General features: G+C 62.9%; 10 protein-coding genes. 6 read left to right on the forward strand and 4 right to left on the reverse strand.

Annotation, left to right across the window (positions count from 1 at the left end; all coding sequences use genetic code 11):
- The first annotated feature begins 151 nt into the window (after nucleotides 1-151).
- The 4 genes from NYR58_RS16160 to NYR58_RS16175 all read left to right on the forward strand — a co-directional run bounded on the left by NYR58_RS16160 (nucleotide 152) and on the right by NYR58_RS16175 (nucleotide 3,308).
- Nucleotides 152-664, forward strand: a complete 513-nt coding sequence (locus NYR58_RS16160; RefSeq protein ID WP_261522147.1) for a Spy/CpxP family protein refolding chaperone — start codon at nucleotides 152-154, stop codon at nucleotides 662-664.
- An 88-nt stretch (nucleotides 665-752) separates the two neighbouring features.
- On the forward strand, nucleotides 753-1,514 hold the full coding sequence (locus NYR58_RS16165) for a hypothetical protein (protein WP_261522148.1): 762 nt from the start codon (nucleotides 753-755) through the stop codon (nucleotides 1,512-1,514).
- Between the two features lie 449 nt (nucleotides 1,515-1,963).
- Complete coding sequence (locus NYR58_RS16170; RefSeq protein WP_261522149.1) at nucleotides 1,964-2,530, forward strand: DUF305 domain-containing protein; 567 nt, start codon at nucleotides 1,964-1,966, stop codon at nucleotides 2,528-2,530.
- A gap of 391 nt (nucleotides 2,531-2,921) precedes the next feature.
- On the forward strand, nucleotides 2,922-3,308 hold the full coding sequence (locus tag NYR58_RS16175; RefSeq protein ID WP_261522150.1) for a DUF302 domain-containing protein: 387 nt from the start codon (nucleotides 2,922-2,924) through the stop codon (nucleotides 3,306-3,308).
- Between the two features lie 280 nt (nucleotides 3,309-3,588).
- On the opposite strand, the gene NYR58_RS16180 is transcribed toward NYR58_RS16175, so the two are convergent.
- The 4 genes from NYR58_RS16180 to NYR58_RS16195 all read right to left on the reverse strand — a co-directional run bounded on the left by NYR58_RS16180 (nucleotide 3,589) and on the right by NYR58_RS16195 (nucleotide 10,562).
- Nucleotides 3,589-4,089 carry a cytochrome b gene (locus NYR58_RS16180; protein ID WP_223479829.1) on the reverse strand — a complete coding sequence of 167 codons (501 nt, stop codon included), beginning with the start codon at nucleotides 4,087-4,089 and terminating at the stop codon, nucleotides 3,589-3,591.
- Between the two features lie 1,019 nt (nucleotides 4,090-5,108).
- On the reverse strand, nucleotides 5,109-8,366 hold the full coding sequence (locus NYR58_RS16185) for an error-prone DNA polymerase (RefSeq protein WP_261522151.1): 3,258 nt from the start codon (nucleotides 8,364-8,366) through the stop codon (nucleotides 5,109-5,111).
- Entirely contained in the window at nucleotides 8,363-9,886 is a 1,524-nt protein-coding gene (locus NYR58_RS16190) for a Y-family DNA polymerase (RefSeq protein ID WP_261522152.1), read from the reverse strand. The genes NYR58_RS16185 and NYR58_RS16190 overlap by 4 nt, the downstream gene beginning before the upstream one ends.
- Complete coding sequence (locus tag NYR58_RS16195; RefSeq protein ID WP_261522153.1) at nucleotides 9,801-10,562, reverse strand: ImuA family protein; 762 nt, start codon at nucleotides 10,560-10,562, stop codon at nucleotides 9,801-9,803. Before NYR58_RS16195 ends, NYR58_RS16190 begins: the two co-directional genes overlap by 86 nt.
- A gap of 191 nt (nucleotides 10,563-10,753) precedes the next feature.
- Here NYR58_RS16195 and NYR58_RS16200 point away from each other — a divergent pair, with 191 nt between their 5' ends.
- A complete protein-coding gene (locus NYR58_RS16200; RefSeq protein ID WP_261522154.1) occupies nucleotides 10,754-12,823 on the forward strand; it encodes an ATP-dependent helicase in 2,070 nt (689 codons plus the stop codon).
- 13 nt (nucleotides 12,824-12,836) lie between these two features.
- Complete coding sequence (locus tag NYR58_RS16205) at nucleotides 12,837-13,508, forward strand: SOS response-associated peptidase (protein WP_261522155.1); 672 nt, start codon at nucleotides 12,837-12,839, stop codon at nucleotides 13,506-13,508.
- Nucleotides 13,509-13,599: the final 91 nt, after the last annotated feature.

Raw genomic sequence — 13,599 nt, forward strand, 5'->3', positions numbered from 1 at the left:
CGGCGACTGCATTCCGGTGGCCGGGGTTCCGGACATCTGCTTGGTATTCCTGCCCGACATGTGGTTCGGCCTTTTGACACCGATCAATGCCACAACAGGACGGCCTGTCCATCATATGGGCAAAATAGGTCATGCTCGGATGGAGGCTCACATGCCGAACTGGAAGAAAATGATCGCGGCAGGCGCCCTGGTTTTGGCGATGGCAGGGCCGGTGCTCGCCGACAGCAATGGCTGGTGGGAGCACAGGTCCGGCTTGGGCATGGACCGTATGATGGGTGGCTGGGGAGCAGGCGGCCCGATGATGGGTTACCACGGTGGCGACTACATGCTCGACCGCATCGATGGCCGGCTGGCTTTCCTCGAGACCGAACTCAAAATCTCCGAAGAGCAGGTTCCTGCCTGGAAGGAGCTGTCCGATGTAATCCGTGCGACGGCTGAAACCCACAATGACGCCATGGAAACGATGATCGAAACCGTCCATGATGACGATTTCTGGACCCGGCCGCTGCCGGAGAGGCTGGCCTTCCAGCAGGCGCACATGGAAGCGCGCCTTGAGGAAATCAAGGCCACCAGCCAGGCCGTCGAAAAGTTCTACGCAATCCTTAACGCCGACCAGCAAAAGGTCGCCGACGAGATCGTTCTGCGACCATGGGCATGGGCATGATGATGAGCCCGTGGGGCAGCGGACCGGGAATGATGATGCGGTAGGCTCTCGAGCGCACGGCGCCAAGGCGAATGGACGCTCGGTTGCGATGAACAATCAGCAAACACCCGGAATTGGCCCGATATGGCGATTGATCCGCGGCGTCTTGAGCCATCTCCTGTCGCGGGCGGCTCACCGTGTTCTGACGAACTACACACTCGTCGATGCGCGGGGTGAGAGGTTTCGCTGGCTTGAACCGGAGATCATCCGATTTGTGCAGGCCATGGAAACGGAGGCGGAAGTGCTTCGCCCCGGCGCGCGTCTGGATACGCTCCCGAGCCGCGGCAATCGGCTTATGGTGGAACTGGCGGTCTACACAGCCGCATGCGACCGAACTCTGCGCCATATGGGAATAGACCCGGCCTGCGCCCGTCAGACGGTGGCCGATCTCGGCTGGGATGTCTATCGCCGCTTGCTGGCGGTCACATCGCTTCCGGCTCGCCTGATCACCCGCGATCCGGGTCGCCGCCTGCGGTGGACGATCCGAATGCTGCTACGCTTTCCCTTCAACGCTCCGGGTGCGCCCGGCTATGCCGTGGAAAGTCGCGTGGAGGGCGACGACATTCTCACCCATTTCACCCACTGCCCGCCACAAACCTATGTTCGCCGCCTCAGTGAAGAGACAGGCGATGCCGACGCGCTGGAATCGTTCCGGCAAAGCTGGTGTCTGTACGACTGGCCGGGCGCGGATCTCATCGCGGGCGACAACCTGCGCGGGCATTATCATCGCCCGCATACGTTATCACACGGCGATTCAGTGTGCGATATGTGCTGGGTGGCGCATGCTTCAAGACGCCGTGCGCTACATTGAACCCGGTCGAACCGAAGGTTCCTTGCGCTGATCCGTCGAGCGGGACAGGAAGGCCAGAAATTGCTGGGCTGCCCAGTTCCTTGCCCAGCAGTTGGCTCGGCTGGCTTCTCTCGCTCCGGTCAATAGGATAGCGAGCACCGAGGGCGGCAAAGTGCCGCTTCAGCGCAGCTCCGCAGCAGCGCGACAACGCGTTCTTCTGGCAATGGTCCAACGAAAGGGGCCTGGCGTCCAACGGCCCCGAGAAGATCGGATACGGCGCCTTGGAAAACTCTCATCAGACCCATCATTTTGGGCGCGTTTGCCCGGCGCAAGTGGCAGGGAGCTGACCGCATTCGCCGTCGTGATCGCCGCCGGAGCGTGGCTGTGGGTCGGGTGGCAAGGCATACAATAGCCGGAACTATGCCAACTGCTGCGAGTTGATACGGAAGATCGTTGGCAGGAGCGCGAGCATGGAGCAGCAGACGCAGAAGCATCAAACGACGCACATGAGCTGGGGAAAGCTGGGTGCAATGATCGCCACGTCAACGCTCATCATGTTTTTCCTGATGTACCAGCTGGTCTATTCCTTCGAACATGTGACGTTTAGCGTAAACAGGCTGGTTGCGTCGCTCGTGATGGGGTGCTTGATGGCGATCGTAATGCTCGGCTTCATGTGGTCCATGTACAAAGGTATTGGGACCAAGATCGCAGTCGTCGTATTAGCTGCGCTGGCGGGCAGCGGTCTTTTCTACATCAATAGAAGCCAGTCCCTCATTGGTGACGTGAATTTCATGCGGTCAATGATTCCGCATCATTCAATCGCCATAAATAACGCTCGCAAGGCGAGCATCAGTGATCCGCGTGTGCGGGAGCTTGCCGATGAGATTATCGAGTCACAAGTTCGCGAGATCACAGAAATGCAGCTACTGATCGACGATATAGAACGCAACGGCGAGCGGGGCGGTCGTGAACTGCCCGCCCGTTCAGCCCAGGTCACACCTGAAATGGAAGCGCAAGCCCGGGAAGCGTTAAATTAGGGCAACAGCTAGACCGAGTGCCCGTCATTGGGACTAAGAACCGGTGCACCCTCGACGCTGCATGGACCTTGTCTGGAATTGAGAGCAATTAAGTTGGTGTGTCTTACAAGGTCGATCAGACTGGTTGTGCTCGTGTGCTGTCGGCTCTCGCTGAACAACAGCGAAGGTAGAGAATTCGCGACGGCCGTATCGGTGCTGGCAGCAACGGACCCTCCGACAGAACCCACCAAGCCAGGTTCCGTCGTTTGGGGTCCTAGATTTCAGGAGGCTGCAATGATGACAGGATACGGAACGGTCGGCTTCGGCATGCTTCTCGTTACCGCCTCGTATTCCTCGCGATTGCCGCCCTGGTGAAATATCTACAATAACCGACATCATTGACGGAGACTTCATGTCCTACACGCTTAATCGAAATTTTCCCGGTTCATCCTTCGACGATATTTCCGCACGCACGCGCGAGGCGCTGGCCAGCCAGGGTTTCGGCGTACTCACCGAGATCGATGTCAAAGCCACGCTGAAAAGAAAACTCGGTGCAGAGATTGACGACTATCTGATCCTCGGCGCCTGCAATCCAAGCATGGCGCACAGGGCCATGCAACTGGAACCGCGGATCGGCGCCATGCTGCCCTGCAACGTGATCCTGCGCAAGGCTGATGAAGGTGTGGAGGTAAGCGCGATCGATCCGGTCGCCTCGATGGCCGCCGTCGAAAACGACGAGCTCAAGGCCGTTGCCGGCGAGGTTCGAGCACTGCTCCAGAAAGCTGTCGACGCCATCTAACAGGCCGGGATATGTGCGTTCGCGCAGGGCTTATGTGGCGATCTCCAAGACATTGATCCACAAGAAGGAATCAACACACCGCAGGCCGGCCGCGCGGCAGGCGCGACCCCTTTGAGGGGAACGACCCACTCGAATCGCCCTCCCGATTGGAATGATGTGACAACCTTACATCTGTAGGCAGCGCGCGCCGGACCATTTTCTCAGCGGTTTCAAACATGAACCGTCCGATTTCGGGCACGACTAGTGCCCGCGCATTTCCGAGCGATCAAAATAAGAAGCATCAGCGCGGCCAGGGAACCATGCGCGAGATGACACCATCGCGGCGGACTGCATGATAAGCGGTGGCCGCGAGGTGGATTGTTACAAGCGCAAGCGTGACATTCCACAGAAGGATGTGGATTCGGCCCGCCGGCGCCCAGAGGTAGGCTGCGGCGAATCCCGCCGCAGCCTGGCTGAGGAGCACAATGTAAAGCGCCCAGTGCGTCGATTGCGAGAGTCGTTCCTGCCAGCTCGACATCCGCGACGAAGCTGGACGAGGGATGAACCATCGAAATCCGATCCGCACCAGCATCAGCGCGCCGATCAGTAGGCCCGCATAGTTGTGGAGGGCATGTTGAAGCAAGTCCAAGTCTGAAGGCGGCAGAAGCGGGTTGTGCGTTCTCGGGATTGCCCGGGACGTGTACCATTGCTCGATGATCAAGAGAACCACCGCCCAGTGCACGGCGATCTGCAGTCGCGTGTAACGGCTAGCTACCTTATTCGCTGATGAGGTCGAGGACATGATCGGGCTTTTGTCGCCTGTTGGCCGTTGAGACGCAAGTCTGGCGATGCCGGCTCTGCGAGCCTCGACTGCTTGGTTCGGCACCTCATCCCCCATACGTAGCGAACAAGCGTGTCAGACGACAACCTGTGGTTCAGAAACACGTTCCGCGCGCAATGTCTTTTCGGTGATTAGGGTCAAACGTTACGGGCCAAAGGCTACTTCCTCATTCATCGCTCCCTGCGCGCAGGCACGACCACACCGTCGCTAATGCGATCGCTGGGGTGCAGGAACACCCGTTAGGCGGGTGAGAGTCCGTCAAGAACTTCTGCTGTTCGATCAGTGCGTCGACCGATCTCCACCGTAGTGCTTCGCACGCCTCTGTCTCGAATGGCGTACACTTCCCAATCGTCTCCTTGCCGGAAGAGAGCCGCCACGGGAACAGCAAGTGCATCGTCAGAGCTCCAGACGACACCATTGACGATCACTCGGAAGTCGTGCCCGAGCCGTGGTCAAGCTTCCGGCGGGTGACCTATTCTAGAGCATGATCCCGAAAACTGGAGACCGGTTTTCGGAAAAGATCATGCTATTCCAAGGCAATAGATCGTGATGCCGGTTCAAGGGAACGGCATCATGATCTAGTTAGCGGTTCTTCCTCACGTTCTGTGGTTCATTCGCTGTTGGCGGCACTGTCGCTATCGGCGGGCATGCGAACGAGAACGAAATGGTCGCCCGGCCTTCTAGCTGGAAGTGCCGCAGGATGGTGTCGTCGATGATTGGTATTCCAAGCCGTTCCATCAACTGCTCTCCAGGACCCCCGCCCGTGCTTTGGCCAAGCAGGCCACGGTCGCCCCGACCCGTGTCGGCTTGGGCACACAACGAAGGCAATCTGCGGCACCCGATCGGACATCTGTTGAGGACACTTGATGCGCGCATCCCCAGCGGATTCACCGTCACGGGCTTGCCTTGGACCGGAAGGTTGCCTCTTCCGGTGTGACTATTCGTGATCGATCCGGGTTTGAACTTGACTGACAGTGCGTTCATCGGAAATCCCGCGTTTTCACTCTGATCTCGTTGATGTGGCCATAGGGATCGACCAGGTTTCTCGCTTTGGGAAGTCCGCGCGGATCGGGCGTGGGCGAGCCGTGATGGACCTCGTCGCCGCGCCCGTACGGCACCGGAAATCCCGCCTCCCGCGCACCGACGCTCGCAAGTTCGGCAGAGAGATCGGTGATCTCCTGCGCCACGACGTGCACCACGTCGCCTTCGCGCTGGATGCGGCCCTTGACGCCGAACATGCCGGACCCGAGCACGACGCGCCGGTATTTTTCAAAGACCTTGGTCCAGACCACGAGATTGGCGACCGCGGTTTCGTCCTCGAGCGTGATGAACATGACGCCCTTGGCCGAACCGGGGCGTTGGCGCACGAGCACCAGACCTGCGACGTGAACCCAGCGGCGATCACGAGAGGCGACGGCCTCGGCGCAGGTCATGATGCGCCGGCGGGACAGATCGGCGCGGAGGAAGGACACCGGGTGCTGCCGAAGGGTCAGCCCGGTGTGACTGTAGTCCTCCACCACCTCCCTTCCGGCCGCCATGGGGCGCAGCGATACCGCGGGCTCGATCTGCTCGGGCACGATACAGGCTTCGCGTACCGCGGCGGCGGCAAAGAGCGGCAGCGGTTCGTCGCGCAGCGCCTTTATGGCCCAGAGCGCCTCGCGTCTTGCAAGGCCGAGCGCGGACCGGAAGGCATCCGCCTCGGCCAGCTCGACCAGGGCCGCGGCCGGGATACCGGCCCGGCGCCAGAGGTCGTCCATCGAGGCGAAGGGCCGGTCTTCCCGACAGGAGATCAGGCGCGCAGCTTCGGCATTGCCGAGACCCTTGACCATGCGCAGGCCGAGCCGCACGGCGAAATCGCCATCCTCGCCGATCGCCTCGAGCGTGCAGTCCCAGCGGGATGTATTGATGCAGACGGGACGGATCTCGACGCCATGCTCGCGCGCATCGCGTACGATCTGGGCTGGTGCATAAAAGCCCATGGGCTGGGCGTTGAGCAGCGCACAGCAGAAGACATCCGGGTGCCAGCATTTCATCCAGGATGAGGCGTAGGCTATGAGCGCAAAGCTCGCCGCATGGCTTTCGGGAAAGCCATAGCTCCCGAAGCCTTCGAGCTGCTTGAAGGTGCGTTCGGCGAATTCGCGGTCATAGCCATTGGCGACCATGCCGGAGATCAGCTTCTCACCGAACTTCGCGACGCCGCCGGTATGCTTGAAGGTCGCCATGGCGCGGCGCAGCTGATCGGCCTCGCCGGCGGTAAAGCCCGCGCATTCGATGGCGACGCGCATGGCCTGCTCCTGGAAGAGCGGCACGCCCAGCGTCTTACCGAGCACCGCCTCGAGCTCGGGTTTTGGATAGGTCACCTCCTCCTTGCCCTCGCGGCGGCGCAGATAGGGATGCACCATGTCGCCCTGGATCGGACCGGGGCGCACGATCGCCACCTCGATGACGAGATCATAAAAGGTCCGCGGCTTGATGCGCGGCAGCATGGCCATCTGGGCGCGGGATTCGATCTGGAAGGTGCCGAGCGTGTCGGCCTTGCGGATCATCGCATAGGTGCGCGGATCCTCGGCCGGGATGGTGGCGAGGTCGAGCCTTATATCCTTGTGCTCGGCGAGCAGATCGAAGGCGCGGCGCATGCAGGAGAGCATGCCCAGCGCCAGCACGTCGACCTTCATGAACTTGAGCACATCGATGTCGTCCTTGTCCCACTCGATGACCTGGCGGTCCTCCATGGCGGCCGGCTCGATCGGCACGAGTTCGTCGAGCCGGTCGCGGGTCAGAACGAAGCCGCCCGGGTGCTGCGAGAGATGGCGCGGTGTGCCGACAAGCTGGTGCGCGAGCTCGAGCGCAAGCCGGAGCCGGCGATCGCCCATGTTGAGGTTCAGGCCCTCGGCGTGCTTTTGCTCCACGCCTTCCGACCACCCCCAGACCTGCGAGGACAGGGTCTTGGTCATATCCTCGGGCAGGCCGAGCGCCTTTCCGACATCGCGCAGCGCGCCCTTGGCGCGATAGCGGATGACGGTGGAGCAGAGCGCTGCCCGCTCGCGGCCATAGGTTTCATAGACCCACTGGATGACCTCCTCGCGCCGCTCATGTTCGAAGTCGACATCGATGTCGGGCGGCTCACGACGTTCCTCGGAGACGAAGCGTTCGAAGAGAAGATCGTTTCGGTCGGGATCGACCGAAGTGACGCCGAGCACGAAGCAGACGGCCGAGTTCGCCGCCGATCCCCTGCCCTGGCAAAGAATTCCCCTCGAGCGGGCAAAGCGCACGATGGCGTTCACCGTCAGGAAATACGGCGCATAGTCCAGCTTCTCGATCAGTTGGAGCTCGTGTTGCAGATTGGCGCGCACCTTGTCGGGCAGACCCTCCGGGTAGCGCTCGGCCACGCCCTCCCAGGTGAGTTTCTCAAGGGCCTGCTGTGGCGTCAGCTCCGGATAGAGCTTTTCTTCCGGATACTGATAGGCAAGCTCCTCGAGCGAAAACCTGCACCGGTCCGTGATCTCGATGGTGCGGGCGAGGGCTTCGGGATAGCGGTCGAAAAGCCGATGCATTTCTTCCGGTGGCTTCAGGTAGCGGTCGGCAAACCGCTCGCGGCGATGCCCGAGCTCGTCGATGGTGACATTGTGCCGGATGGCGGTCACCACGTCCTGCATGAGCTGCCGGCCGGGTTCGTGGAAGAGCACGTCATTGGTGACCACGGTGGGAACCCGCGCCTGCGCCGCCAGGTTCGACAGGTCCCAGAGGCGCAGCTGATCGTTGGGCCGCCGGCGCAGCGTCAGGGCCAGATAGGCGCGATCGCCGAAGCATTCCCGCAGGCGCCGCAGTTGCAGCGCGCAGGTCTCGTCCGCGATGTCGGGAACGAGCACGGCGATCAGGCCCTCGCCATAGGCGACGAGATCGGGCCATTCGAGATGGCATTTACCCTTCCCGGCGCGCTTCTTGCCGAGCGAGAGCAGGCGGCAAAGCCGGGCATAGGCGGGCCGATCGGTCGGATAGACCAGCACCGACATCCCGTCGACGAGATCGAGCCGGCAGCCGACGACGAGGCGGACGCCGGTGGTTCGGGCCGCCTCGAATGCCCGGACGATTCCCGCCAGCGAGTTGCGGTCGACAATGCCAAGCGCCTCGATGCCCATCATGGCGGCCTGGGCAAACAGCTCCTCGCAGCTGCTCGCCCCGCGCAGGAACGAGAAATGGCTGGTCACCTGCAGCTCGGCGTAGCGCGGCCCGCTCATCCGAAAATCCCGTGCAGGAACCATTTCTGGGACCCGCTCTCTCCGCGTTCACCGTCACCGGAACGGAACAGCCAATAGCGCTCGCCGGCTTCGTCCTCGACGCGGAAATAGTCGCGAACCGTCGACATCTCGGCGTCGCGTTTCCACCACTCGCCGCGAATGCGCTCGGGCCCGTCGGCACGCCGCACACGCCGGCGCACGCCGCGCCAGGTAAACCAGACGGGCGGATTGTCGGGAAGCAGCGCCATCGTCTCGATCGGCTCGGGCCGTGGCAGGAGCCGCGGCGGGCGTGGCCAGTCGCCTTCCCAGGTTGCTCCGCTCTCCGGTGCAAGCGCCGGCACCCGTGTGACCGAGCGCTCCGGCACATCGCTCTGCACCGGCTTGAACCGGTAGAGCCGGTTCTCGCCAACGCGATTGGCAAGCACGTCGATGAGGTCCGACAGGTCCGGCTCGGGCTCCTCGACGAGCGAAGAAATCGTCTGCTTGTCCTTGAGCGGTTCGGATTGAATTGCGGCCAACACCATGACCTCGATGCCGAAGCCGGGGTCGACGGTTTCGATCCTTTCGCAGAGAAGCCGGGTCAGGCGCCTTGGATCGCGCACCGGCTGGGCCGTACCGATGCGGATGAACTGCTTTGTGTTGTCGACGCGATGGAACAAGAGATCGAGCCGGCGGGCGCCGAGCCCACGCTTTTCCAGTTCGGCGCAGAGGGCATCAGTGAGCCTAGCCGTATAGCGGGCAATGGTTTCGCCCGCGCCGATCGGCTCGCCGAACACGCGGCGCACCTCGACCAGCTCGGGCGAGCGAACCGGATCGACGGGTTCGGCGAGGCGTCCCAGCGCCTGGTCGAGCCGGCGGCCGATCTCCGGGCCAAAGCGCAAGGCAAGCGGCGCCCGCGGTTGCGCCATCAGGTCACCGACCGTCTCGAAGCCAAGGGTACGCAGACCGGCAACCGTGTCGGGCTCGAGCCGGAGCGTTGCCAGCGGCAGCGGCCGGAGCATCGCCTCTGTCTCGCCCGGTGCAATGACAGATGTGTACCGGCGTAGGAAGCGTGCCGCTGCATGGGCCGCACCCCATGTATCGGCAACCGCCGCCCGCGCCTCGACGCCGGAGGCTGCGAAGCGCTGGACGATCGCGGTAAGCATTCTGGCCTCGCCGCCATGGAGATGATCGGCGCCGGTTGTGTCGATCACCAGCCCGTCCGGCGGATCGGGCGCCACGACGGGCGAGATGCGCTGCAACGCCCACAGCGCGAGCCTGTCGAGCCCTTCAGCGTCGGCCGCTGGGTCGGCATTGAGGACGACAAGACCGGGCACCAGCGCCTGGGCCTTGGTGACAGGCATGCCCACGCTGACGCCAAGGGCCTGGGCATTGGCGTCAAGAGCGGTGATCAGCCGACGCCGGCCGGTGCGGCCGACCAGGACGAGCGGCGCCTCAGGCGGAGGCGACGCGCCGCCCGACTTCCTTCTGAGGCGATCTGTCGGCCACCTTGGAAGGAAGAGCGATACGACCCTGGTCATCGCAGGCCTCCACTTCGAAATCAGCACTTTCCCCGGCGCGGCATCGGATCAGCTCGACCAGCCAGCGGGCACGCCCGAGGCCGGGAACCGGCAGGGGAGCAGAGGGAAGAACGGAAACCCGCCAGCGCGTGACGCTTGCCGTGGGTTGCCCGAAATCCCCCGCCTCGGTCTGGCGCCGCCAGCGCCGGACGGCGAGGCCGATCGTGTCCGAGCCTTCCGCCGCAAGCTGCAGCCGGCGGGATGCGGTCATTGAAAGACGGGCGGTCTCGGCAACCACGGCCCCGAGTCCGCCATGGCGCAATCCTTCCTCAAAGCAGGCGAGCAACGCCTTTTCATCACCGGCCTCGACATGGATTACCCTGTCGGGCGGCAGACCTGCCTGGGCGATCGCCGGGGCAAAAAGATCGGGACGTGTCACGATCCAGAGGACTTTGCCTTTTGTCCGCGCGGCGATCCCCGCCGCGAACAGTGCCGCGGCCGCGCCGTCCACGGCGCCATTCCCGCCTCCGGCCACCTCATGCAGGCATCCCAACCCCAGACCTCCTCCCGGAAGCCGCCGGTCGATCTCGGCGACACCGAAGGGCAGGACCTCGCGCGCACGGCCGGCACCGCTGTCCAGGTGCGCAATGCGCTCCTGGAGCTCAGCAATGACAGCGTTTGCCGCGCGATCGGCCATGTAAGTCCAGTTCTCCTGAGGGCTTTGCAACGCCTCAAGGCGCTGTTATGTTCATTATTTGTTCCGTTTCCGGTAATGAGTCAATCAGACTCCGCGATGAGTCTTTCCGGTGCGGATGGGGACGAGACGGCAGCAACGGCGCAGTACTGGCCGATTGTCGTTGATTCGCAGGGCGATAGGAGCGGGACGGAATGAATGCGGCGCATCTGGAAAAATTGAACGACGGTCAACGCGCCGCGGTCATTCATGGCATCGGCCTGCCCGATGGCCAGGTGGGGGGCCCGCTGCTGATCATTGCGGGTGCGGGCTCGGGCAAGACCAACACGCTGGCCCATCGCGTGGCGCAGCTGATCATCTCCGGCGCCGATCCGCGCCGCATCCTGCTCATGACCTTCTCCCGCCGCGCGGCTGGTGAAATGGGAAAGCGTGTCGAGCGCATCTGCGCCAGGGTGCTCGGCGACAAGGCCGGCATTTTAACCGACGCACTCTCCTGGTCAGGCACATTCCATGGGATCGGCGCGCGCATCCTGCGCGAATACGCCATCGAACTGGGGCTCGATCCGCAGTTCACCATCCATGACCGTGAGGACTCGGCCGATCTGATGAACCTCATCCGGCACGAGCTCGGCTTCTCGAAAATGGAAAGCCGATTTCCGGCGAAGGGGACGTGCCTGTCGATCTATTCGCGCACCGTCAATGCCGAGGCGCCGCTCGATGAAGTGCTGCGAGCGAATTACCCTTGGGTAGCAGGCTGGGCGAAGGAACTGCGCGAACTCTTCGCTTCCTATGTCGAGGCCAAGCAGGTCCAGAACGTGCTCGATTACGACGATCTGCTGCTTTACTGGGCCCAGACCATGAGCGACGCGGCGCTGGCCGACGAGATCGGCGGCCGCTGGGATCACGTTCTGGTCGACGAGTATCAGGACACCAACCGCCTGCAAGCGACGATCCTGACCGGACTCAAACCCGGCGGAAGGGGTCTCACCGTCGTCGGCGACGACGCCCAGGCGATCTATTCCTTCCGCGCCGCCACGGTCAGGAACATCCTCGACTTCCCGAAGGAGTTTTCGCCGGCGGCCGAAATCGTCACCCTCGAACGCAATTATCGCTCCACCCAGCCGATCCTCGCCGCCGCCAATGGCGTGATCGGGCTTGCGCGCGAGCGGTTCACCAAGAATCTCTGGACCGACCGGGCTTCGAACGAACGCCCGCGCCTCGTGACGGTGCGCGACGAGGCCGACCAGGCGAAATTCGTGGCCGACACGGTGCTGGAGAACCGAGAGACCGGCATGCGGCTCAAGGACCAGGCCGTGCTGTTCCGGGCGAGCCATCATAGCGGTCCGCTCGAGGTGGAACTCACCCGCCGCAACATTCCCTTCGTCAAATTCGGCGGGCTCAAATTCCTCGACAGCGCCCATGTGAAGGACATGCTGGCCGCGCTGCGCTTTGCCCAGAACATGCGCGACCGCGTGGCCGGCTTCCGATTGATGCAGCTGCTGCCCGGCATCGGGCCGGCGACGGCACAGACCGCTCTCGACGCCGTTGCCGAGAGCACTGAACCGATCGACACACTTGATAACCTCCCCTGCCCTCCCCGTGCCCAGACCGACTGGCCGGGCCTCATCGAGCTGCTCGGCGGGCTACGATCCGGATCGTCAGGCTGGCCGGCCGAGATCGGACAGGTCCGCGCCTGGTACGAGCCCCATCTCGAACGCATCCATGAGGATTTCGAGATGAGGCGGGCCGATCTGCTCCAGCTCGAGGACATTGCCGCCGGCTATCCCTCCCGCGAACGCTTTCTGACCGAGCTCACCCTCGATCCTCCGGACGCCACGTCGGGACAGGCGGGTGTGCCGCTGCTCGATGAGGACTATCTGATCCTTTCGACCATCCATTCCGCCAAGGGCCAGGAATGGCGCTCGGTCTTCGTACTCAACACGGTCGACGGGTGCATTCCCTCCGACCTCGGCACTGGTACGTCCGATGAGATCGAAGAGGAGCGGCGCCTGCTCTATGTCGCGATGACCCGCGCCAAGGACAGCCTCAACCTCGTGGTGCCGCAGCGCTTCTTCACGCATGGCCAATCCGCGACCGGCGACCGGCATGTCTATGCCTCGCGAACGCGGTTCATTCCCGCTAGTCTATTGGAATTGTTTGAATGCCGTGCCTGGCCCGTCGTTGCCCCCGGACAGGGGCCGCATGTCGACCCGCGGCAGGTTCGCCTCGATGTCGGCGCGAGGATGCGCGGCATGTGGCGATAGGAGGATAAGGGTAGTGTGCAATCTTTACAATCTTACAACGACGCGCGACGCCGTAATGGAATTCACCAAGGCTTTCGCCGACAAGGCGGGTTGGAACGAACCGTCACTGGACGTCTATCCGAACACGCTGGCGCCCATCGTTCGTGTCGGCGCCGATGGCAAGCGCGAGATCGCGAGCGCTACCTGGGGCATGCCCACGCCTCCAGCCTATATCAAGGGAAATTACGATCCCGGCGTCACCAATATCAGGAACGTCAATTCGCCTCACTGGCGACGCTGGCTCGGCCCGACCAGCCGATGCGTCGTGCCGTTCACCTCTTTCGCTGAGCCAGATCCGGCCAGCAAGGTTCCGGGTGGCCGGGTGCCCAATGCCTGGTTTGCGCGCAATGCGGACCGGCCGCTCATGTTCTTTGCTGGCTTTTGGACACCCTGGAAGGGCGTCAGGAAGGTCCGCGACGGCGAGCGTGAATTCGAGCTCTTCGGATTCCTCACGACTTCGCCGAACGAGATCGTCAGCCCGATCCATCAGAAGGCCATGCCGGCGATCCTGACCACGCCGGAAGAGGTCGACCTGTGGTTGACCGGCGAATGGGACGCGGTCAAGCACCTGCAGCGGCCTCTGCCCGGCAACATGCTGGTCGTGGTCGAGCCGCCCGTAAAACGCGACGACGAGCTTCTTCTATAGGCGGTGAGACCGAGGCGGACTGGCGAATGCTCACGATCACCGGAGACAGGCATGCCGATGATGGTGTCGGCGAACCGAAGGCCCAAGATCT

The organism is Chelativorans intermedius (assembly GCF_025398255.1).
Classification (GTDB): domain Bacteria; phylum Pseudomonadota; class Alphaproteobacteria; order Rhizobiales; family Rhizobiaceae; genus Chelativorans; species Chelativorans intermedius.

Coding starts and splice junctions, on each gene's coding strand:
- NYR58_RS16160 (WP_261522147.1), top strand. CDS start 152: ATGCCGAACTGGAAGAAAATGATCGCGGCAGGCGCCCTGGTTTTGGCG.
- NYR58_RS16165 (WP_261522148.1), top strand. CDS start 753: ATGAACAATCAGCAAACACCCGGAATTGGCCCGATATGGCGATTGATC.
- NYR58_RS16170 (WP_261522149.1), top strand. CDS start 1,964: ATGGAGCAGCAGACGCAGAAGCATCAAACGACGCACATGAGCTGGGGA.
- NYR58_RS16175 (WP_261522150.1), top strand. CDS start 2,922: ATGTCCTACACGCTTAATCGAAATTTTCCCGGTTCATCCTTCGACGAT.
- NYR58_RS16180 (WP_223479829.1), bottom strand. CDS start 4,089: ATGTCCTCGACCTCATCAGCGAATAAGGTAGCTAGCCGTTACACGCGA.
- NYR58_RS16185 (WP_261522151.1), bottom strand. CDS start 8,366: ATGAGCGGGCCGCGCTACGCCGAGCTGCAGGTGACCAGCCATTTCTCG.
- NYR58_RS16190 (WP_261522152.1), bottom strand. CDS start 9,886: ATGACCAGGGTCGTATCGCTCTTCCTTCCAAGGTGGCCGACAGATCGC.
- NYR58_RS16195 (WP_261522153.1), bottom strand. CDS start 10,562: ATGGCCGATCGCGCGGCAAACGCTGTCATTGCTGAGCTCCAGGAGCGC.
- NYR58_RS16200 (WP_261522154.1), top strand. CDS start 10,754: ATGAATGCGGCGCATCTGGAAAAATTGAACGACGGTCAACGCGCCGCG.